Origin of the sequence: Leptospira bouyouniensis (assembly GCF_004769525.1) — a bacterium.
Taxonomy (GTDB): Bacteria; Spirochaetota; Leptospiria; order Leptospirales; family Leptospiraceae; genus Leptospira_A; species Leptospira_A bouyouniensis.
Window position 1 is genome coordinate 62,380 of record NZ_RQFT01000017.1, and the last position, 21,008, is coordinate 83,387.

The 21,008-nt window shown below is 34.1% G+C and carries 18 protein-coding genes; 6 read left to right on the forward strand and 12 right to left on the reverse strand.

Going from position 1 to position 21,008, the window contains the following annotated elements; translation table 11 throughout:
• Positions 1–35: 35 nt before the first annotated feature.
• The 6 genes from EHQ43_RS18910 to EHQ43_RS18935 are packed head-to-tail and all read left to right on the forward strand — an operon-like array spanning position 36 to position 11,491.
• Positions 36–1,217 carry an acetyl-CoA C-acetyltransferase gene (locus EHQ43_RS18910; protein ID WP_135772027.1) on the forward strand — a complete coding sequence of 394 codons (1,182 nt, stop codon included), beginning with the start codon at positions 36–38 and terminating at the stop codon, positions 1,215–1,217.
• Positions 1,218–1,223: 6 nt separating this feature from the next.
• Entirely contained in the window at positions 1,224–2,894 is a 1,671-nt protein-coding gene (locus tag EHQ43_RS18915) for a transferase (RefSeq protein ID WP_135772028.1), read from the forward strand.
• Positions 2,895–5,960 (forward strand): peptidase domain-containing ABC transporter, encoded by a 3,066-nt coding sequence (locus EHQ43_RS18920; protein WP_135772029.1) that lies wholly within the window; start codon positions 2,895–2,897, stop codon positions 5,958–5,960.
• Complete coding sequence (locus tag EHQ43_RS18925) at positions 5,953–7,056, forward strand: beta-barrel domain-containing protein (RefSeq protein WP_135740850.1); 1,104 nt, start codon at positions 5,953–5,955, stop codon at positions 7,054–7,056. The genes EHQ43_RS18920 and EHQ43_RS18925 overlap by 8 nt, the downstream gene beginning before the upstream one ends.
• Positions 7,057–7,058: 2 nt before the next feature.
• Positions 7,059–10,124, forward strand: a complete 3,066-nt coding sequence (locus EHQ43_RS18930; RefSeq protein ID WP_135772030.1) for an ATP-binding cassette domain-containing protein — start codon at positions 7,059–7,061, stop codon at positions 10,122–10,124.
• Between the two features lie 53 nt (positions 10,125–10,177).
• The gene (locus EHQ43_RS18935; RefSeq protein WP_135772031.1) at positions 10,178–11,491 is read left to right on the forward strand and encodes a TolC family protein; all 1,314 of its coding nucleotides are present in this window, start codon (positions 10,178–10,180) and stop codon (positions 11,489–11,491) included.
• Here EHQ43_RS18935 and EHQ43_RS18940 read toward each other — a convergent pair.
• From EHQ43_RS18940 to EHQ43_RS18995, 12 genes are all read right to left on the reverse strand, one after another.
• Positions 11,488–11,850 carry a hypothetical protein gene (locus EHQ43_RS18940; RefSeq protein WP_135772032.1) on the reverse strand — a complete coding sequence of 121 codons (363 nt, stop codon included), beginning with the start codon at positions 11,848–11,850 and terminating at the stop codon, positions 11,488–11,490. The genes EHQ43_RS18935 and EHQ43_RS18940 overlap by 4 nt on opposite strands.
• Positions 11,820–12,395, reverse strand: coding sequence for an LBF_2127 family putative lipoprotein (locus tag EHQ43_RS18945; RefSeq protein WP_135772033.1), 576 nt, complete (start codon positions 12,393–12,395; stop codon positions 11,820–11,822). Before EHQ43_RS18945 ends, EHQ43_RS18940 begins: the two co-directional genes overlap by 31 nt.
• 36 nt (positions 12,396–12,431) lie before the next feature.
• Entirely contained in the window at positions 12,432–13,730 is a 1,299-nt protein-coding gene (locus EHQ43_RS18950; RefSeq protein WP_135772034.1) for a DUF2079 domain-containing protein, read from the reverse strand.
• Between the two features lies 1 nt (position 13,731).
• Entirely contained in the window at positions 13,732–15,294 is a 1,563-nt protein-coding gene (locus EHQ43_RS18955) for an NAD(P)/FAD-dependent oxidoreductase (protein ID WP_135772035.1), read from the reverse strand.
• A gap of 70 nt (positions 15,295–15,364) precedes the next feature.
• A complete protein-coding gene (locus tag EHQ43_RS18960) occupies positions 15,365–15,976 on the reverse strand; it encodes an FMN-binding negative transcriptional regulator (RefSeq protein WP_135772036.1) in 612 nt (203 codons plus the stop codon).
• 26 nt (positions 15,977–16,002) lie between these two features.
• The gene (locus tag EHQ43_RS18965) at positions 16,003–16,452 is read right to left on the reverse strand and encodes a GNAT family N-acetyltransferase (RefSeq protein ID WP_135772037.1); all 450 of its coding nucleotides are present in this window, start codon (positions 16,450–16,452) and stop codon (positions 16,003–16,005) included.
• Entirely contained in the window at positions 16,427–16,849 is a 423-nt protein-coding gene (locus EHQ43_RS18970; RefSeq protein ID WP_135772038.1) for a hypothetical protein, read from the reverse strand. Before EHQ43_RS18970 ends, EHQ43_RS18965 begins: the two co-directional genes overlap by 26 nt.
• A 1-nt stretch (position 16,850) precedes the next feature.
• The gene (locus EHQ43_RS18975; protein WP_135753574.1) at positions 16,851–17,348 is read right to left on the reverse strand and encodes a DinB family protein; all 498 of its coding nucleotides are present in this window, start codon (positions 17,346–17,348) and stop codon (positions 16,851–16,853) included.
• An 86-nt stretch (positions 17,349–17,434) separates the two neighbouring features.
• The gene (gene chrA, locus EHQ43_RS18980; protein WP_135772039.1) at positions 17,435–18,607 is read right to left on the reverse strand and encodes a chromate efflux transporter; all 1,173 of its coding nucleotides are present in this window, start codon (positions 18,605–18,607) and stop codon (positions 17,435–17,437) included.
• Positions 18,608–18,712: 105 nt separating this feature from the next.
• Positions 18,713–19,012, reverse strand: a complete 300-nt coding sequence (locus EHQ43_RS18985; RefSeq protein WP_135772040.1) for a PadR family transcriptional regulator — start codon at positions 19,010–19,012, stop codon at positions 18,713–18,715.
• A 239-nt stretch (positions 19,013–19,251) separates the two neighbouring features.
• Positions 19,252–20,010: a phytanoyl-CoA dioxygenase family protein gene (locus tag EHQ43_RS18990; RefSeq protein ID WP_341867058.1), complete on the reverse strand. Its 759-nt coding sequence runs from the start codon at positions 20,008–20,010 to the stop codon at positions 19,252–19,254.
• A gap of 13 nt (positions 20,011–20,023) precedes the next feature.
• Entirely contained in the window at positions 20,024–20,647 is a 624-nt protein-coding gene (locus EHQ43_RS18995; protein WP_135772041.1) for a GNAT family N-acetyltransferase, read from the reverse strand.
• Positions 20,648–21,008 lie beyond the last annotated feature (361 nt).

The following is a 21,008-nucleotide window of genomic DNA, read 5'->3' on the forward strand; positions in this document are numbered from 1 at the left end:
TGACAGTTGACCAATTTTGCCCATTCCTGGTATCTATGGAACAAGTTTACATATTGGGCGGACTTAGATCCGCATTCGGTAGTTTTGGCGGAACTCTTAAAGACATGAGCGCCGTAGACCTTGGGGTCGAAGTTACAAAAGCAGCATTACAAAAAACGGGTGTTGATCCTTCACTCATTGAAGAAAGTATTTTTGGAAACGTTATCCCTACTGGCAAAGACGGAATTTATTTAGCTCGCCATATTGGGCTTAAAGCAGGGGTTCCAATCGCTAGTCCCGCATTAACACTCAATAGACTATGTGGTTCAGGAATGGAAGCAGTCATCCAAGCGTCCAAAAAAATTATGTTAGGTGAAGCTCATACTGTCCTTGCTGGTGGAGTTGAATCTATGAGTAATGCTCCTTATGTGGTTCGTAATGCGAGATTTGGTGTTCGATATGGAAATGCTGAATTTGAAGATTCATTGGCACAAGGTTTAACGGATATTTATGTAGAACTTCCGATGGGAATGACAGCAGAAAACCTTTCTGACCAATACAAAATTTCAAGAGAAGAACAAGACACTTGGGCAGCAACGTCACAAGAAAGAGCTGAAGAAGCAACGAACAAAGGAATACTCAAAGAGGAAATCCATCCCATCACCATCAGTGGAAAAAATCCAATCGTATTTGATAAAGATGAATTCATCAAAGGAAAGGCTGGCGCAACGAAGCTTGCAACTTTAAAACCTGCATTCAAAAAAGATGGGACTGTCACTGCAGGAAACGCATCCGGCATCAACGATGGAGCTTCTGCTATGATCGTAGCATCTGCATCACAAGCAAAAAAACTAGGCAAAGAACCACTCGCGATTGTAAAATCTTGGGGGCATGCTGGTTGTGATCCTGCGAAGATGGGAATTGGTCCAGCACTTGCCATTCCATCTGCCTTACAAAAAGCAGGACTCAGTTTGAAAGACATTGGTCTTGTTGAAGTGAATGAAGCATTTGCCGCTCAGTACTTAGCTGTTCAAAAAGAATTGGGACTTGATCCAAAGATCACCAACGTGAATGGCGGAGCCGTTGCGATAGGACATCCACTCGGAGCTTCTGGGAACCGTGTAACATTGACTTTGGCGCTAGAGATGCAAAGACGAGGAGTTAAGTATGGTGTTGCTTCGCTTTGTATTGGTGGAGGACAAGGGATCGCGATTGTTTTAGAAAACCCTAAAGCATAGTACAAAATGTACCTTTTATTTCCGGGGCGTCACCATCTCCTCACAAGGTACCAAAAAGAGTATTTACTCCAATTGGTAAAACATGGTCTCTCGGAAGTATTGGATGTGTTTGGAAATCCATTGGCGGTTTCCAAACCTCCAACTGCTATCATCTTTGCAGTAACCTCGGCCAATCACAACAATACAAGACGAAACCCTCTTCCCCTTTACCAGAGGGCTATGATGATCCAAGATTTTTCTAGAGAGTTGTCATTACCGAGTTATGTAATTCCAATCGATGATATTGGTTTGTCACCTAACTTCGCTTCATATACAATTAAAAAAATTGAAGTGGAGACTGAGTTAAAGTTATCACTCACACCGGAAAATACAATTGTATTATGTTCCACACCGGTTGCGAATTTATATTTATCACTTGGTTATCGAATTTTGCCTGTCGAAAAAAATCCAGGTTCCAAACTTTCTTTCCATGCGAAACTACCTTGGGAAGAGTTGGAAGAGATTGTCTCGAAAGCAAAAGAATACAAAAATAATCAGAAACAATCGAATCTTGAACGAGAATCAAAATGTCTGGATTCGGACATTTCGTTTGATCATTTAGAAGGTTTACTCCAAAATCTAGACCCAGCTTGTATACGATTGTGGAAAGACTATCGTCTATTTGAAAAAGTAGATATGTTATTTTCTGATTCACTTATAGGAGATGATGGCGACTTAACTGAATCAAGAGATTATAATACGTATGTCCGTGAAATGGACAATATCGCTGAACTCAAGTTCGAAGAGACCAAACCTTTTGTGAAACCTGGTAGGATTGGAGATATTGGATGTGCGGTTGGATCTTGGATCAAACTTGTTTGCCAAGAATCAAATTATTCAGAATCCGATTTTTACGGTGTAGAGATAGCAAGGCATCTATACCAACTTTGCGAACAAAGAAAAGAGAATGGAGAGTTTTCAAATCCTAACATCTTTTTTATACGAAGGAATGCAGTAAGTGGAAATGTATTCCCAAGAATGAGTATGAATACCATTCACACATCGTCTCTCACTCATGAAATTGAGTCCTATGGTGGTCGCTCTCAACTCTTGGCTTTTTTACAAAACCGCTATGAGGAATTGGTGTATGGTGGGGTTTGGATCAACCGAGATGTACTTGGTCCAGAAGACAAAGAAAAGGAAGTATTTGTTTGGATGGAAGAAAATTCGAGTACAAACCATGGTCGGAGCCCAAAAGACTTTCCCAATTTCAAAGAATATCTAGATTCTTTATCCACAAAAGAAAGATTTTACCAATTCCAAAGAGACTTTCGTAAAGAAGAAGGTTATGTGCTTAGGACTGCCTCCATTTCAGTCGATGGTATAGAATACGAGCGCATGAAACTTAAAGATATTTGTGAATACATCTCTAAAAAAGATTATACTGACAATTGGGAAAGCGAAATGCACGAATCCTTTTGTTTTTGGAGTTTTAGAGAATGGAAAGAAAATTTGGAATCGATTGGTTTTAAAATTTCACCAAATTCAAATCAATACCGTAATGAGTGGCTAGTACAAAATCGATATGAAGGGAAGGTAAAACTTTTTTCCTCTCAATCGGAAAATCCTAATAATGGTTCAGAACTTATCCCACTAGATTTTCCAGTGACCCACATGCTGATGTTAGCGGAAAAATAAATGCAATCAGAAGTTAGGCGTAATCTCGATAAAATTCGTTCTGTATTTCGTTCTAACTATTTACTTGCTGAGTTAGACGATTCTGAGAGAGAATCTCTCCTTCCTTTTATCGAAATTAAGTTTATACGAATTGGACAATCGTTAATCAAAGCAAACCAGATGCCTGAATACATTCATTTTGTTCTTACTGGCAAATTTGGAATGAAACAAAATAAGGAAGATCTAAATAAAGGAAGATATGCCTTTGTCGAAGAAGGTGAATCAATAGGTGAAAGGATCACCTTAACAAAAACACCATCAAAACATGATTATTATGCATTAGAACCATCGATTGTATTATTATTACCAACTTCTCGTTTTTTAAAGTTAGTTGATGCACATCCTGAAATTGCAGAAAAAGCTAAACATAGAGAAGAAGAACAAGAAAAATTCCATTATGTAAGAAAACTTAGTTTTTTTGATGAATTATCTCCAGATGAAATCAAATCAATTTTGAAATCAATTCAGCTCATCAAAGTTCCGCAAGGTGAGTTTATTTTTGTAGAAGGTGAAGCAGGAGAAGCAGCATACATTGTTCGATCAGGTAAAATCCAAATTCGAACAGAGAATCCAAGAAAAATCATCTCGATTATGAAGTCGGGTGATATCTTAGGCGAAATCGCAATCTTTAAAAAACAAAAACGATTGGCAAGTGCCATCACTGCTGAAGATTCCGAACTTTATCAAATTCCAGGGAATGTAATCCGAAAAGTCATAGGAGCTGAGAAAGGAAACAAACTTGAAGAAATCGTACAATCAAGATTACTCCGATATTCGACTTATAAATCAAAAGAAAAAGAAGAAAATTCAATTCGGCCATTTGTTTCCAAACGATTTGAAATTAAAAAAACAACACAAACAATTTTAATAGAACAAGTTACCACAGATCAAGTGAGTTTGGTTGGTTTGGTATGTTCTGAATTAGCTTTAAGAGTGTTTGATAAACCATTACCTACCAATTGGAAAATTAGAATCAAAAATGAACTTAGTAGAAATATTATCCCTGGTATTTTTGAATTAGCGATCGAATTGGAAAAACTTGGTTTTTTAACTAAACAATTACATATTCCATTTTTAGAATTACAATTATTAGAAAATCCAGTGTTCATCACTGATGAAGAAAATTTTCCATGTTTATTGTATCTTGTTGATTTAGAATTAGATGCTGTTCTGATTTCCCATCCAATCAAAGGTGTTTATGAAATTTCAACTTCCCAGTTCTTAAAACATTGGGATGGGGTTATCTTGCAGTTTTCTTTAGCTCCAAGTAGTTTGTCTGCAGAAGTCAGTTTAATCAGTTTTTTTAAAGAACTGAGGATGCTCTTTAGTCCCAAAAAAAAAGAAATTCGTTGGGTGATGGTGGCAACTTTTTTCTCAGCTATACTTTCTTTGTCGTTACCATATTTAATCCGCCAGATAGTTGACCAAGTTTTAGTTTTTTCCGATCGAAATTTTCTATTCACAGTTGTATTCGGTGTAACCTTATCGGTTTTTTTTCAAACCATGTTCTCTTTATTTCGAAATTTGATTTCTATTGGCTTGATGCAAAATCTTGAATATAATTATTTTGTAAGATTTTTCCAACATATATTAAACTTAACACTTCCTGAATTCCGCAGATTTGAAACAGGTGATTTTACTCAAAGATTAAAGGAAAACCAAAGGATATTGGAAATCACACAACGTTCTGGATTGTTTTTGATTTTGGATTTGATTACTTTACCAATCTATCTTTTGATACTATTTCGATTAGATGGTGGATTATCTTTTATAGGTTTATTTTTTTTAATTCTATATGCAATTGTTGTCGTTCGTTCCAGTTCAAAGATTAAAAAATTACAAAAACATAGTTTTGAATCCAAGAAAAAAACAACTGCTTTCTTTCTTTCACTTTTTTCAGGTATTCAATTGATCAAGGCATCTTCCATTGAAAGTCGTTATCTCGCCAAAGGATTAAATGAAATCGCAAGGACAATTTTAACAAACTTACGTGTGGGAAAAAGAGTTCATATCTTAGAACTTATCAGTAAGTTTTTTGAACAAATTGGACTCATCGCAGTCATCACATTTGGAGTAAATCAGGTCTTAAATCAAGAGTTGTCACTCGGAAGTTTTTTAGGATTTTTAGTTTTGTATTCTCTGCTGATGGAACCAATTGTCAGGTTATGCCATTTATATGAAGATCTCAGTGAGTTAAGAGAGTCTCGCATGAGATTAACTGAAATTTATTCACTGCCAGGCGAATCTGTTAGTTTGCGGCCGTTTGGTGAACTTCCAAGACTTACAGGAAAAATCAAACTAGATAATATAAGTTTTCGGTATTCAGAAGGAGCGCCAGAGATATTAAAAGATATCAATTTGGATATTGAGGCAGGAGAAAAAATAGCAATCGTAGGTCGTAGCGGTTGTGGTAAATCAACTTTGATGCGCATAATGATGGGAACACTCACTCCAACGAAAGGAAAGGTTTTTGTAGATTCATTCGATTTATCTACACTCGATCCAGAAGAAGTAAGAATTCAATTTGGTGCCGTAGAACAACATCCAATTCTATTTTCAGGAACGATCACTGAAAATTTATCTAAAAAAAATCCCTCCCTTCCTATGGAATCATTGTTAGCTGGAGCTAAACTTGCTTCGGTGGATAATTTCGTAGAACGATTCCCAATGAAATATGAGACAAAAATTGGTGAATCAGGGGTAGGTTTATCAGGGGGACAAAGGCAGAGGCTTGCAATAGCACGAGCTCTTGTGACGAATCCAAGTATACTATTTTTGGATGAACCAACATCAGCATTAGATTCGGAAACAGAATCACATATCCAAACACAATGGGAAACTGTTTTTTTGGATCGAACTGTCATACAAATTTCTCACCGATTGCATAGTACGGTGAGTGCTGACAAAATCATCGTTTTAGATGAAGGTCGTATTGTTGAAATGGGAACTCATGCTGAATTAATACAAACTAAAGGATATTATTATCATTTGTTTCCTACGTTAACGGAAGAGGAAAGTCATGTTTAAAAAATTTAAAAATATAAAAGAAACTGATTCCAATTGGGAATCTAGACATTCCGCTTCTTATTATGATGAATTATTAAAACACCCTGCACCTAACTGGGAAAAGAAAGGGATATATTTAATTTCGATATTCTTTTTCTGTTTTGTTTTGTTCTTAGTAATTGGTCGAGTTGATGTTGTTGTGCAAGCAAATGGAAATATTCGACCTAAAGGGAATTACCATGTTGTGGAAGCATTGGAAACTGGAACTTTAACAAATTTATATGTGAAATCTGGGGATTTTCTAAAAAAAGGGGATCCCATAATGGAATTAGAATTCTCCGAACAACAAATTGAATTATCGAAAGATACAAACAATTTAGATTACGAAGAAAAAAAATTACAGAGACTCATTCGTAACAAAAGAGAAGCAGAAAAGATATTAAAAAATCTTTCTTATAATTTAGAAAACAATTCAGGTGCTTCACTTTCAGGAGGAGTTCTTAGTAAATTCGTAAGTTTAAAAAAAGCTTATATGGATTTTCAGAATGGAGTTGGTGCAAAATTTATCTATGACCAAAGTTTATTAGAATTCAATGAAGAGTTTGGAAATCTTAAAGATGAAATCCAACGGGAAGAGAATATCATTTCTAGTTTACGTGGTGATACAAAAATAAAAAAGGAAAGAGTAGCCAACGCAGTAATTCGAATGCCATTTTCCGGAGTGATAGGTGAACTGGCTGTTAATAACGTTGGTCAAAATATCATTCGAGGCCAAACGGTTGCTTCTCTTATGGAAGAAGACCAGCCATTAGAAGCCATTGTTGAAGTCAGTAGCAAAGATATCGGAGCTGTAAAAATTGGTTTATCTGCTGTCATCAAAGTAAAAGCATTTCATCAAAATGATTTTGGAGTGGTGGAAGGAACAGTATCTCAAATCATTCCGAATACAAAAGATAAAGATTCATTTTCAGTAATTCTAATTTTGGGAACACAAGATTTAAATCAAGATGGGAAACAATTCCAACTTTTTCCAGGACTTAAAGTGATCGCAGATATTGTGATAGATCGGAAAAATATTTATCAAATTTTATTTCGTTATGCAGATCCAAGGAATTAAGTTTGAAACATAAACTAAAAGATATTTCTGATTTAATAAAAGAAGATGGTTTTTTATCTCAACTTTCTTCAGCAGATTTGAAAAAATTAATCACACAATTTGAATCGAGATCATTAGTTTCGGGAGATAAAATTGGTGCTAGTGATAACGAACCTACACCGATTTTATTATTGGAAACAGGTAGAATTCAAATTAAATTAAAAATCAATCAGAATGAATTATTAATCAAAACTCTTAAAGAAGAAACGTTGTATGGGATTTCGGAATATACATCTGAATCTTTAGACAAACAACTTTACTACATCGAAGAGAATTCAAGAGTATTAACACTTTCTACTAGTTCATTTTCAAAATTCATTCAATCAGATAGAACTAGAAAAAGAATATGGGATGAATACAAAGAAAATGTTCAATTAAGAGATGAATTAAGAATTCATCCATATTTTCGAAAACTTTCGAATTCAGAAATTCAAGAACTATCAAAATTATTAATCAAAAGAAAAATTAATTCAGGACAGATATTAATCAAAGAAGGTTCAAAAAGTTCCTCTTTATATTTCATTAAATCTGGTAAGTTCAAGGTTACTAAATCCACATGGCAAAAAGATTATTTTTCATATGTTGAGGCGGGTTCGATCCTCGGTGAAATGGGTGTGCTCGAAAAAAAAGTTAGAAATGCAACAGTGACTGCAGTGGAAGATAGTTTTGTATATGAACTTTCTTCTAAAAGTGCTGAACAATTTTTTAAGAAATCTGAAAGTTTACTCATAACAATTCGATCCATCATGAGTGAACGTAAACTAAACTTAGGCGAAAAATCGCAGGACGATGATTACGAACTAACAAATGTTTATGAAGAAGATAAATTTCATTTTCTACCAAAATTAAAATTTTCTGCGCCTATTCGAAATCAAATTTCTTTTCCATTTTTATTCCAAGAAGGAAAGTCTCAATCAGGTGATGTTTGTAGAAAAATGATATTTAAGTATTGGGGTTATATTTTTGCCGAATATGATTCCGATCCTAACTTTCCAGATTTTGATCCTGATATTCTACCACATCACTGGAAACAATGTTTTGGAGAAGAAAAAGGAAATTGTTATTTTGTAAATTGGCGTGAACATGAAACAGAACTTAATTCTATTCCTACCATAAGTTATTTAGAAAACTCCAAATATGTAATTTTAAAAGAGATCAAAAAGAAATATGTTACGATTTTAGATCCAGAAGTTGGTCAGGTAGTTTTTAATCGTGAAGAATGGGAAAAAAAATCTTCCAATATCGTTATCTATTTTGTTCCTAAAATTCAACCAAAAACAACTTGGGATTGGAAAAGTCGTTTTTTTGCAGGAATCAGTGAATATTTTTTACCAGCAATTCAATATTTAAAGGCAGGAATCCTCGCCAGTTTTGTGTTAAAGGGTCTTGAAGTTTTTATTCCACTTGTTAATTTGTATTTGATAGATGCTGTTTTATTACAAGAGAGTCGTGAATTTTTTTTGCCGGTCATCATTTCTGTAGTATTATTAAGTGTTTCCCAATCTTTTTTAGGTTATTTTAGATCGAATGTAATTTTTTTCACAAGTAATAGAGTGAATCAAACAATCGCAATTCGTTTTTTAGTAAAATTAATCTCCCTTCCTATATCTTTTTTTGAACGAAATCGCAAGGGAGAAATACTCAATCGGTGGGAAGAAATTGAATCAATAATTCTTTTTTTCTCTGACCAAGGTGCTATGAAAATTTTTGATTTAATTTTTAGTTCCTTGGTTTTTGTAATTTTTTTATTTTTATCACCAATACTTTTGATCATCATTTTGTTATTCATTGTACCAGAAATTTTAGTCTTGCGATTGTTATCACCTAAGATCATTGAAGAAACAAAAAAAGAATCACTAAAACGCTCTGAAACTCTAAGTTACTTTATAGAATCAATCAATGGGTTCGAAACAATCAAAAATTTAGGTGCTACTTATTCACATCGTTGGGATTTCGAAAAACGCTTAACATCACAATTAAACTCTGAAGGTAAAAAATTATTTTATTCAAATCTATTGTCTACGAACACAGATTTTTTTAAGCAGATCACAGTTGTGGTTACTTTGCTTGTTGGTAGCATTTTAATTTTAAATGATCAAATGACATTAGGAACTTTGTATGCGATTATTGGATTAATCGCGTATATAAGAAATCCATTAATTTCATTGTATGAAGATTATCTAAAATTCCAAAAAGCAAATGTTGCTTGGAATCGTCTTAGAAGTTTTGAATCTTTAGATAGTGAGATTTCAGATAAGGACAATTTGTTTAAGGTAGATTTACCTGAAGTGAAAGGGAATATTGAATTTAAGAATATAAATTTTGCTTATGATAGTCAGAAACCTGAATCAGGTATTCGGAATTTATCATTAAAAATACAAGCAGGTAAAAAAGTAGCCTTTGTAGGTCGAAGTGGAAGTGGAAAATCTACTATCATCAAACTATTGCTAGGATTGTACAATCCTCAGCAAGGCGATATTTTAGTTGATGATATATCATTGAATGAAATTTGGTTACCAAGTTTGAGAACCAAAATTGGAGTTTGTTTTCAAGAAAATCCATTTATCGCTGGGAGTGTTAGGGAAAATATCTCCATTACGAAACCAGAAGCTACATTAAGTGAAGTTGTTGAGGCTGCAAAACTTGCGTGCATTCATGATGATATTGTAAAGTTACCTCTTGGATATGATACAGAATTTTCAGATAGGAGTTTTATGTTTTCAGGTGGCCAGAAACAAAGAATTTCCTTAGCCAGATTATTTTTGCAACGACCAAATATGTTGTTATTGGATGAACCAACAGCCTCATTGGACAAAGAAACTGAACTTAGAATTCTGTCTCATATCAATTTTGTTTTTGCAAATGCTACGATAGTAACGGTAGCCCATCGTTTGGATACGATTCGTCATTATGACCAAATCTTTGTTCTGGAAAGAGGGAAATTGGATTCAAAAGGAAGTCATAGAGAGTTACTTTCTAAAGGTGGAATTTACCAATTACTTCATTCCAAACAAGAAGCAATCCGATAATTCTAATAGTGATTTTATTTCGAAACATTCTTTGTTTTTTACTATTGCTAATTATGTCAGATTCTCTACTTCCTTCCGAAGTGGTGAGTTTCTATGACCTGCCTAAGTTAGTTGGTGAAAAGTCATATGAATTGAAATTAAAAGAAATGGAAATCCAACGGAAAAAAGTGGATGTGGATTCCAGAAATTTTCGTTATTTACCTTCTGTGAATTTAGAACATTCCCCATTTTTTGAAACACTTCGAGGTGATGGATATAATCGTAAAGGATGGAGTACATCCTTAAATTTAAATTGGAATTTTATGGACCAAGGAAATACGGTTTTAACAAACATGATCCTTGAGTTAGAATATGAACGTTTGTTACTTGAATACCGTGCTTTGTACCAAAAAGAACTTTTTGATCAAGCTTTCCAATATGCAGAAACACTTAAACTGTTGGCTTTTTATGATTATGATTTTTCAAACGAATCAGATGCAGACAAACAATTCCAAACTGTTCAAAAATTGTATAAACAAGGAATTGAATCATACTTAGTCACACAAAACTCAAAAGTAGATTTTTTCTTCTATAAATACAATGCAATCAAATCCAGACTTGATCAACAAAAAAGCCAATCTATTTTTAGAAGAAAATTTTTATTAAAGGATGTAACACTCAAACAAATCCCTGAAAGGGAATATAAAGTTTTACCTTTTGAAGAAACATTAGCAGAGTATGAAAAAAATCTTTCTGAAGTAAATTTTGATTTAATTTTAACGGTTAATCAAATCAAAATATTGGAAATACAAAAGCAGGTTAGATTTAATGAACTTTGGGTACCTGATTTTTTTGTAAATGTATACAATCAAAACTCTAGAGAATCCTATTCTGGATTGAGCGGGACTTGGACCAATCCAATGCAGGTATATGATTATAGTCGAAATGATTATAGCATTTATGCCAGATCTTCTGATACTGATTTCAATGTTGGTGGAAATTTTGGATTTCGATTTCCGCTGTTTAATCGTTGGCTTGATAAAAATGAATTTGATAAATCCAAAATTGAAGTTAAACTTGCGAAGTCACAATCGCAATTTTTACGTGAGAATACTGGATTGTATTTATATGAATTGATTCAACAACACAACAACCTTGTTGAATTGTATGATATATCCCGTGAAAGTAAAAGAATCGCAGAAGAAAATTTTCAAATTATGGAAAAAGCATATAAAACGGGATCAGCGTCTATTATTGAATTACAAACTGTTGATCGACGATTGCGAGATGTGATGAGAAACGAAATCCAAAATCGATATGATTTAATCCAATTGAGACTTCAAATTGGTCTACTGTTAGGTGACACAATGAAGTTCTTAAATAACTAGAGACCTAACGGCGGTCTTTCAGTATATATTTCTTTTTTAGAATTCATATCACACTTTTCGGCTTTCCATTTGTTTAAAATATCATCCGATTTGGTTTTATTTTTGTAATGGATGTAAGGAGTCGTTAAGATTGGAGCTAGAAAAACAAAAGAAAAAGCAGAATTGAGAAGTGATAATGTTACAATCAAACCGATCGTTAACACGTTTTCATCAAAGATTTCTGTGACTTGACGTTTTGTTTGAAAATAATATGCCATACATTCTTCAGTGCGATTTGCAGGTTGGAAAGGTATACTGACACAACCAATTTGCGAAAACAATAATAGTATTACAGTGAATCTTCTAAGTTCTTTAAACATACATTCACCGCTTCTAAATTTGTTTCTTCAATCATCCTATGAAAGTTTCTCACTTTAAAAAATCCATAAAGGAATTCGTCCGTGTTTCCTTTTTTTATTATAACATCTTCTTTTTTAAGATCTTTATTAAGAAAAAGTTTATACTTGATTTCAACTGTATATTCTCCAATTCGATATTGAATGGGCCAGATGGCTATAAATGGGTAAACAGCAGGCCATGTATACCACCAATTATACCGATCAGAATACGAGGTTTTCATTTCAACATCGATAGTGTAGTATTCTTTTGTTACCTCCGGATCTAATTCTAAATGAACATTCGAAAAAATTCCAGAAGACTGTAAATGTCCTTTCCATGCCATACGCCACGCATCAGTATAAACGCCTCGATCTGCTGATAGGATTTCAAATCGACCAATCACAACTGGTAAATTTGTTTTGGCTCGCGATAAATTCCCATTTTTTGTAGGGGGAGGGACTTGGCGAAGGTCCGTTGAACAATGCATTAATAGAAAAATTGTAATTAGAACAAAAAAAGATTTCATTTTCGGAATTTAAGCATAATGAAATTTGAATCTGAATCAATCAATTTTCTGTCTTTTGAAGATGAAGATGTGATTTTCAATGGAACTTTGCAAAATGTATCCGATTGGATGATCGATTGGATTGAAATCATTTTTCCATTGGTAAAAAATATAATAATGAGCCGAACTGCTATTATTGGGTAAATGAAGCTGAATCTCTTTTCGATTGGAGAGGTATTGTGGGACGTTTGAAACAATGGTTTCATTCGGTAATAAATTTCTTAAAATTTGATAATCATTTACTGATACTTCTCTATTTAAATACTCTTTTCGATAGGAATAAGATTTTGAGATTGGACCATAAAAAATAAAAAGAATCATGGAGACGAGAATCGATACTCCAAATATATATTTTTTTCGATTCCAATTCAAGTTTTCTAAACTTTTTACATAACTCAAAAAAACAATTGGTATTGTTATGAAACTATGATGCGTGAATGGAGTTTTGTTCACTTCATATTGGGAAAAAATTGAATACAATAAATACGGAACTAAACAGATCATCAATGGACTTCGGAAGGATAAAAACAAAAACGGGAGGTTTAAATAGAGAATGAGAAAAGGAAACAAATGAATTTTATTTAAAGCGGAAAGAGGATCGCTGTATCTTTCCAAGTGTGCAGGTGTATTGGTTTGGAATTGATTATGAAAATAAACTAAAAGTCCAATGGAAACAATGAAATAAAGACTAGAAACGATAGCGATGAAAATACTTTCTTTTGGATACTCTTTTCGTTGTAAAAATGAAAAAACAATCCAAACAAAACATGTTTCCTCTTTCGTTAATAAACTTAGGATAAAAAACAATATCCACAGTTTGGATTTTTTTTCCCAAAAAAGATAAAACAAAAAGAAAAGAGGAATCCATAAAACCTCTGGATGGAAATCAAAAATTTGAATCCAATAAATTGGTAAAAATAATGCATACAAAGTGGAGTAAACCCACTGAAATGATTTCTGATTCCCAAAAAATGGAAACAATAGAATCGGAAAACTGATTACAAATGCCTGAAAGATGAGTAAACTTTCAACAAATGGAAAAAAATAATAGATGGTACTGATTGGATAAATATACCAATTGATATGGTCGGCAAAATAATGATGTAGAGTTCCATCTAATCCAAGTGATGTGATTGCCTTACAATCTTGTACAATCCAAAAAAATAAATTTTCAAAAAGTCCAATATCAACACCTGCTCCCATATGTTGGTATCGATAGACTGCTCTTTCTGATAAAAAGTAAAATGCTAAAACCCATAAGATAAAGGATGGAAGATACTTCCATATACGATTCATATTACTTTGTGAATTTTCCCGTAAGTGCTGCTTCTGCACACTTCATTCCATCGATGGCTGCAGAAACTATCCCTCCTGCATAACCTGCGCCTTCACCACATGGAAACAATCCTTTGATGGCGATATGTTCTAATGTATCTGGATTCCTTGGAATTTGAACTGGTGAAGATGTCCTAGTTTCTGGAGCATGTATGATTGCTTCATTTGTAAAATAACCTTTCATTGAAGAGTCAAATTCTTTGAATCCTTTTTGTAAGGATTCTACAATCAATGGAGGAAGAACTTCTGATAATGAAACAGATACAAGTCCTGGTGTATAGGAAGTTTTTGGAAGGTCGGTCGAGACTATATTTTTTGTAAAGTCCACCATTCGTTGAGCAGGTGCTTTTTGAGTACCACCATTTACCAAAAACGCTTTTTGTTCGATTGAAGATTGGAATTTTAAGGCAGAGAATACTTTAAAAGACTCAAATGATTTAAAATCATCTAATCTGAGTTCAACGACGATACCTGAATTTGCAGTCGGCCTAGATCGTTCCGCACTTGACCATCCGTTTGTTACAACTTCTCCTGGTTTTGTGGCACAAGGTGCAATGACTCCACCTGGACACATACAAAAACTATAAACCCCACGTCCATTGATTTGTTTTACAAGTGAATATTCGGAAGCAGGTAAGAGTGGGTTTTTAGTATCACAATGGTATTGAATGGAATCAATTAAACTTTGAGGGTGTTCAACTCGAACACCAATAGCAAGTGGTTTTGTATGGATTTCAATTCCTTTTTCATGAAGTAAATGAAACATCTCTCTACCAGAATGGCCAGTGGCAATGATAACATTTTTTCCCATCCATTTCTGACCATCAGCTGATTTTACACCTATGATTGATTTGCCATTTAGAAAAAAATCGGTGACCTTTGTGTGAAAATGTATTTCGCCACCTGCTGATAAGATGCATTCACGAATATTTTGAATGATACGAGGAAGTTTGTTTGTTCCAATATGTGGATGAGCGTCAACTAAGATTTGCTTGGTGGCACCAAAAGAGACTAAATACTCCAATACCTTTTTGATATTTCCTCTCTTTTTAGACCGAGTATATAGTTTTCCGTCAGAGTAAGTTCCTGCCCCACCTTCTCCAAAACAGTAATTGGAATCTTCATTGACAATATGGTGGACATTGATGCCTCGTAGATCAGCCACTCGGTCTTTTACATTTTTTCCTCGTTCCAAAATAATAGGTTTTTTTCCTAGTTCTAGCGTGCGTAATGCGGCAAACAAACCTGCCGGCCCTGCTCCAATGATGATGATCGGTTCTTCAGAACTTACATTTGGAAAATTTGGAATTAAAAATTGATTTGGTATAAATTCTTCATTGATATAAACATCCAAACGTAATTGGAAAACAATGTGTTTTTGCCTTGCATCAATCGAACGAGATGTACATTCGATATGTTTGATTTCATTTTTTGGAATTTTGTTTTGTTTGGAAACAAATTGTAAAAGACTGTCTGAATTCGAGGCAATCTCAGGTGTAACTCTGACATTTAATTCTAGTTTCAATGTATTTTACTAAACTCGATTTATTGATTGGTATTCGAAATTAAAATTTTCAATTGAGTGATTTTGAGACTTACGAATTCTGATCTAAGGATTGTTTCATTAAATTGGCAATCGCTTTTTCATTCTCTCCAGACATTCTTTCTAGATTCTGAATCACTAGTTTCCTTCTTTCTATGGAATGATTCTGGCTAAGTTTAGCTTTCCCTTCGCAATGAGTGATTTGGATTCGAAATGGAACAATGCCATTTTGTAATCCGTTCAAATAGTTTGGATCTACATCACTCAATTGGTAACTTGAAGATTCGGTTTCAAATGTTTTTACCAATAATTCCAAACTATTTTGAATTTCTATGGGATCTTCCATGTATGTTAATATCCCTTTGATATGAACGGCAGTATAATTCCATGTCGGTACTGAACGATTCGTTTCATACCAAGATGGAGAAATATAACAATGTGGCCCAGAAAAGATACAAAGGACTTCTTTGTTTTTGGAATTTTTTTGGGAGTTTGGTTTTGCAAAATGTCCAATGAGAAATTTTTGATCTTTGGAGACTAACAAAGGTAAATGTGTACCTGATAAAGTTCCATCCATTTCAGAAACTAAAATTGCAAATGGATTTTCTTTGACAAATTGGAAAATGGAATCGTTTTCCATTAGAAATTGTTCTGGAATATACACTGAAAGTTCCCTTCGATTAATTTAGTTTAAATTGATTTCCAAAAATATGTTAAAAATTCTGTTTCTTGCACAAATCCTTCTTTTTCATACAAAGAACGTGCCTCGTGATTGCGCATGGATGTTGAAAGTTCTAATCCTTTTCCACCAAATGTTTTGGTAAAAGATTTTGCCTCATTGATCAAAAGTTTGGCGATTCCTTGTTTGCGATTCTCTGATCTAACATATAAATCATTGAGGATAAAAGAGCGTTGCATCGAAATTGAGGAAAATACAGGATACAATTGAGTAAACCCAACAAAATTAACTGAGTTTGTATCCTCAGCGAGAAAAATGATAGACTGACCATGTTCCATTCGATCTAACAAATAACGAGAAGCAGCTGATGTATTCGATTGTTGACCATAGAACTGACGGTATAAATCGAAGAGTTCTGTTAGTTTTGTAATGTCTTTATAGTTCGCTTGTCTGATTTTCATATTTTGGTACCAACGTGAAACTAACCACTGATAGAAATGCAGTGATAGGTGTAGCCAGTAAAGTTTCTAAATTGGTAACGGCAACTAAATTCCCAATCGTATTGATAAAAAATATAAATGCAATGAATCCAAAAACAATACGAATCCAGGTTGGGACAAAACCATTTTTTAAATAAACTAAATACAAATAACTAGTAAAAACAAAAAAGACATTAGCGATTAAGGAAATACTTTCCATCACATACATTTCTTCTAAAGACTGCAACCTACCTCCCCACAGGTATTGATAGGGTATAATTTGGAATAATGCCAATACATGGAAGATTGAAGTTAAGGAGAAAACAATGAATAAAATTTTACTTGTGATAGTTCGTATTTTTTTTGAAGGGTTCCACATATTATTTTCCTAGTGATTGTAAGTAATAAACATAATCGATTTCAGGAGAAGGTCCTCCTAACTGAGTGATGGCAGCTGTGATTTGGCCTCGATGGTGGGTTCTATGATTCATATTGTGGTGTATCACATCACAATATAATAGTTCTGCTTCAAATCCACGCATAGTTTTGTAACGGAATATATCCTGCCATCGTGTAGAATCAAAATTCTCAAGCCAATCATTCCAATTTGCTACACTCTGCAGTAATTGTTTTTGTAATCCTTCTTTGTTGGCTTCTAATTCTTCTGCCAATGAACTTGGGATATAATTTTCTCCAGTGAGTCGAGTGTACCAAACTTTTTCCACAACTAACAAATGATTAAGAGTCCCGTGAATGGATTTGAAGAATAGTCCTATATCTTTTTTATAATCATCTTTGGATAAAGAATCGATTGATTTGAATAAAAGATTTGTGGCCCAAAGATGATACTCATTATTCCTTAAGAAAAAATCTTTCATACGGAAAGATTTTTCCACGAGTTCTAAGGAGACAATGAGAAATTAATACTAAAATTGATTTCCTTTGAATGATTTGGCCAACGACTTCATAGATATATCACAAAACTAATAACTACTGTAGCGATGACCACTAACCAAGAAGGCAGTTTCCAAAATTCCAAAAGTAAAAAACCAACGATTACTAGGGCAAAGTCTTTTGGTGAGAATACTGCACTAGTCCAAACTGGAGTGTACAATGCAGCGAGTAATATTCCCACAACAGATGCATTGATTCCAAGCATCGCCTTACGAATCACTTGATTTGTTCTCAATTGTTCCCAGAATGGTAAAACTCCAACCACAAGTAAAAAGGAAGGTAAAAACGCAGCCACCAAACATAATATAGCTCCCAACAAACCATTAGGTGCAACACTTGAAACTGCTCCTAAAAAACTACTAAAAGCAAACAATGGACCAGGGATTGCGTTCGAAAATCCATACCCTGCCATAAACAAATCGTTTTTGACCCAACCTGTTGGAACTACCTCCGCTTGTAATAACGGTAAAACAACATGTCCACCACCAAACACCAATGCACCTGCACGATAAAAACTATCGAAGTATTGAATTTCAGTGGAATTGAATACTTGGCGCAATACTGGAAGTAAGAGTAATAATAATAAAAAGAAACTTATGAACAAAAACCCGATTAATTTATTTCCTTTGTGAATTGGTTCATGTGGTAGTTCTTCATTTGGTTTGAGAAAATAAATTCCGAAAATTCCTGATACAAGCAAAACTAAAATTTGTATAAGTGCAGAATTAATAAATAATAAGAGAAAACTCGTTAAGATTGTGATTGTAATTCTTTCTTTGTCAGGGCAAAGTTTTTTTCCCATACCAAGAATGGCTTGAGTAACCACTGCAACAGCAACAACTTTTAGTCCATGTAACCAGTGTTTATGGTTAGAAATATCAAGATGCGAGAGCCCAAGTCCAAATAAAATTAAAATTAGTGCAGAGGGTAATGTAAAACCTATCCATGAGACAATGGCTCCGAAGATGCCAGCTCTTGATAATCCGATCGCCATCCCTACCTGACTGCTGGCAGGACCAGGTAAAAATTGGCAAAGGGCTACTAAATCCGCATAAGCATGGGCACTGATCCATTTTTTTTTGGTAACATACTCATCGTGGAAATAACTTAAGTGTGCGATTGGACCACCAAACGAAGTACAGCCGAGTTTAAGGGCTGTACTAAATACTTGGATTAGTTTCATATTTCTCTCCTATATTTAGGTAGTATAAGATATATAAAAAAGGTTCCAATTCCGACGATACATCGGCTCCAGATCAAAAAACGATCATTGTCAGTTAACATAAATTTATTTAAGTATTTCACCCATTAACTCCTTTAATTTGATTTTGGCGGATATGAGTTCTTTTTTTCCTTTGGGTGTAATACGGTAAAATTTTCGTTTTACTTTTCCCATCTGTTCGATGCGAGATCGAATCAGTCTTTTTTCTTCTAAGTTCCTCAGGAGTGGGTATATTGATCCAGGACTAATTTTGTAACCGTGTTCTTTTAGTTCCTCAATCATCCATACACCATAAATTTCTTCTTTTAGACAGTGGTGTAAGATATGAATTTTAATAAAACTTGAGAAAAATTCATTGATACGCATTCAAAATCAAAATACGATATCGAAATACGATTGTCAAATCCAAAAAATTGGATGATCATCGGCTTTAAGACAAATTCAATATAGGAAAATGTTTTGTTTTAGAAAGAATTGGGCGCCTCGAATCAGTTTACGTATTCTCCATCATTTAAACAACGACCGCGCCATCCGTTCCAATCTTTCCCTTGGGGAAAGGATTTCCACTTCTGTCGCTGGCGCATGGTTTAACTTTAAAATTGGATTTAATTTGTTTGGAATAGAAATCGTTTATCCTTTGCAATTCCAGTATGATTAACATCAGGGAAATGCTCCCAGGTTTTTACTTGAGTCGTCGATTCAGGGAAGTTCGTGTAAAGGACATCAAACGAAAATCGATTTTTTCCATACTCACCTTTATGAAGTAAGTGGGCAGAAAAAATCAAAAGATCACCTGGGTCATGTGGAATGAGGATTTGGTTTTGTAATGGTTCATCGCTACGATGGATACCGATCTCTAACCTAACTTCCCTTTCTTCCTTATGATCCCATCGTTTATGGGAACTAGGTACAAACCAAATACCCGGATCTTCTTCTAAAGGGACTCGGAAGTGCCATACAATGTCTTTTTGGATGCGGAGTTTCTGTTCCTCTTCTGGGATTCCTAAGTATTGGATATCGCGATGCCAATAAGGTCTTTTTTCTTTATCGATTGGATTAAAGAAGATCTGAGTATTGAGAAAATAAAATTCTTTTTGAAAGATCTGCTTGCAGATATTTAAGATTTGATCACGAGTTAAAAATTTAAAAATTGTATTTCGATCCACTTCTTTTTGTAAAAATTGTTTAGAAGTAAGATATGCACTATTGATCAGTCGTGGGTCTTTATTTTTTTTCAACCATTCTTCATTTGTTTTTATCAAAATAGATTTGATCTTTGAAATAGAATCTAAATCAAAATAGTTTTGAATCAGATAATATCCATCAATTTCCAAATGATGTTTTATGTTTGATAAAGTTTCCAAAGAAATCTTGAAATCAAATAATTTTTTCCATATAGTGATGAGATGGAATTTTTCCTTCCCAACCATTTGGATGCCTTGTTTCTTTTATAACAAAACCAAGTTTTTGATATAGTGAAATTGCCGCCGGATTTTCTGCTGATACATCCAATGCAATTGTTTTGTAATCACTATTGTATTGGATCATATGTTCAATAAGTTGTTTGGCGATCCCTTGGTTTCTATGAGATTCTGAAACGGCAATATGCCCTAAATACAATCGTTTGGATTTTGGAGGTTGGATGATGGTCTCAGTTTTTAAACCACGAGCCATTACGTTAGGAGCTTTCCATTTGTATACACTTAGGATTTGAAAGGCAGTACCTGCTGTCAGCGCAAGAAAACTCGGTTGTGTGTAAGCCAAAATGGAACCAACAACGGATCCATTTTTTTCTGCGACAAAATGATTTGTATAAGAGATTGTATTTCCTTTTCGGGCATATGCACGATTTAAAAAATCAAATGGGGTTTTGTTTCCTTCTTGGAAAACAAAATTCCAGGCAAGTGGACCAGAAGAGTAGATGAGTGGAATGATTTGATTTGCGTCTTCGATTTTTGCCTTTCTAATGATAGGTGGTGTTTGATGATTAGAAGATACCATATATGCCGTTGTATTTCTTTATGAAAAAGAAATACAACGAAATTTTAATCCATTCGAATGAACTTTGCGCCCCGGATTGTAGCGGAAATCCTTTGTGAAACAAAGATTGGAGCGTAAAGCCGGAAAAGTGCGCCCACCGACCTTAACTGACTTTGTAAAAAACGATAATAGAGAAAGGCATTCACTAAGTCACGAGTTGCTAACAATTTGTTGCTGTGATCATAACAGTTAAAAAAATCATAATCATTGTTATTTGAGAAAATTGATTTTTCATTTAGTAACGCCTAATTTTGGATCTGGTTCTATTGGATATCAGTCTCAGTTAAAATACATAGATCTGGATCAAGCGGAAGTGCTGACT

Bases quoted from the DNA above. Each gene is read 5' to 3' on its own strand.
- EHQ43_RS18910 (WP_135772027.1), top strand. From the start codon at position 36: ATGGAACAAGTTTACATATTGGGCGGACTTAGATCCGCATTCGGTAGT.
- EHQ43_RS18915 (WP_135772028.1), top strand. From the start codon at position 1,224: ATGTACCTTTTATTTCCGGGGCGTCACCATCTCCTCACAAGGTACCAA.
- EHQ43_RS18920 (WP_135772029.1), top strand. From the start codon at position 2,895: ATGCAATCAGAAGTTAGGCGTAATCTCGATAAAATTCGTTCTGTATTT.
- EHQ43_RS18925 (WP_135740850.1), top strand. From the start codon at position 5,953: ATGTTTAAAAAATTTAAAAATATAAAAGAAACTGATTCCAATTGGGAA.
- EHQ43_RS18935 (WP_135772031.1), top strand. From the start codon at position 10,178: ATGTCAGATTCTCTACTTCCTTCCGAAGTGGTGAGTTTCTATGACCTG.
- EHQ43_RS18940 (WP_135772032.1), bottom strand. From the start codon at position 11,850: ATGTTTAAAGAACTTAGAAGATTCACTGTAATACTATTATTGTTTTCG.
- EHQ43_RS18945 (WP_135772033.1), bottom strand. From the start codon at position 12,395: ATGAAATCTTTTTTTGTTCTAATTACAATTTTTCTATTAATGCATTGT.
- EHQ43_RS18950 (WP_135772034.1), bottom strand. From the start codon at position 13,730: ATGAATCGTATATGGAAGTATCTTCCATCCTTTATCTTATGGGTTTTA.
- EHQ43_RS18965 (WP_135772037.1), bottom strand. From the start codon at position 16,452: ATGAAAATCAGACAAGCGAACTATAAAGACATTACAAAACTAACAGAA.
- EHQ43_RS18970 (WP_135772038.1), bottom strand. From the start codon at position 16,849: ATGTGGAACCCTTCAAAAAAAATACGAACTATCACAAGTAAAATTTTA.
- EHQ43_RS18975 (WP_135753574.1), bottom strand. From the start codon at position 17,348: ATGAAAGATTTTTTCTTAAGGAATAATGAGTATCATCTTTGGGCCACA.
- chrA (WP_135772039.1), bottom strand. From the start codon at position 18,607: ATGAAACTAATCCAAGTATTTAGTACAGCCCTTAAACTCGGCTGTACT.
- EHQ43_RS18985 (WP_135772040.1), bottom strand. From the start codon at position 19,012: ATGCGTATCAATGAATTTTTCTCAAGTTTTATTAAAATTCATATCTTA.
- EHQ43_RS18995 (WP_135772041.1), bottom strand. From the start codon at position 20,647: ATGGTATCTTCTAATCATCAAACACCACCTATCATTAGAAAGGCAAAA.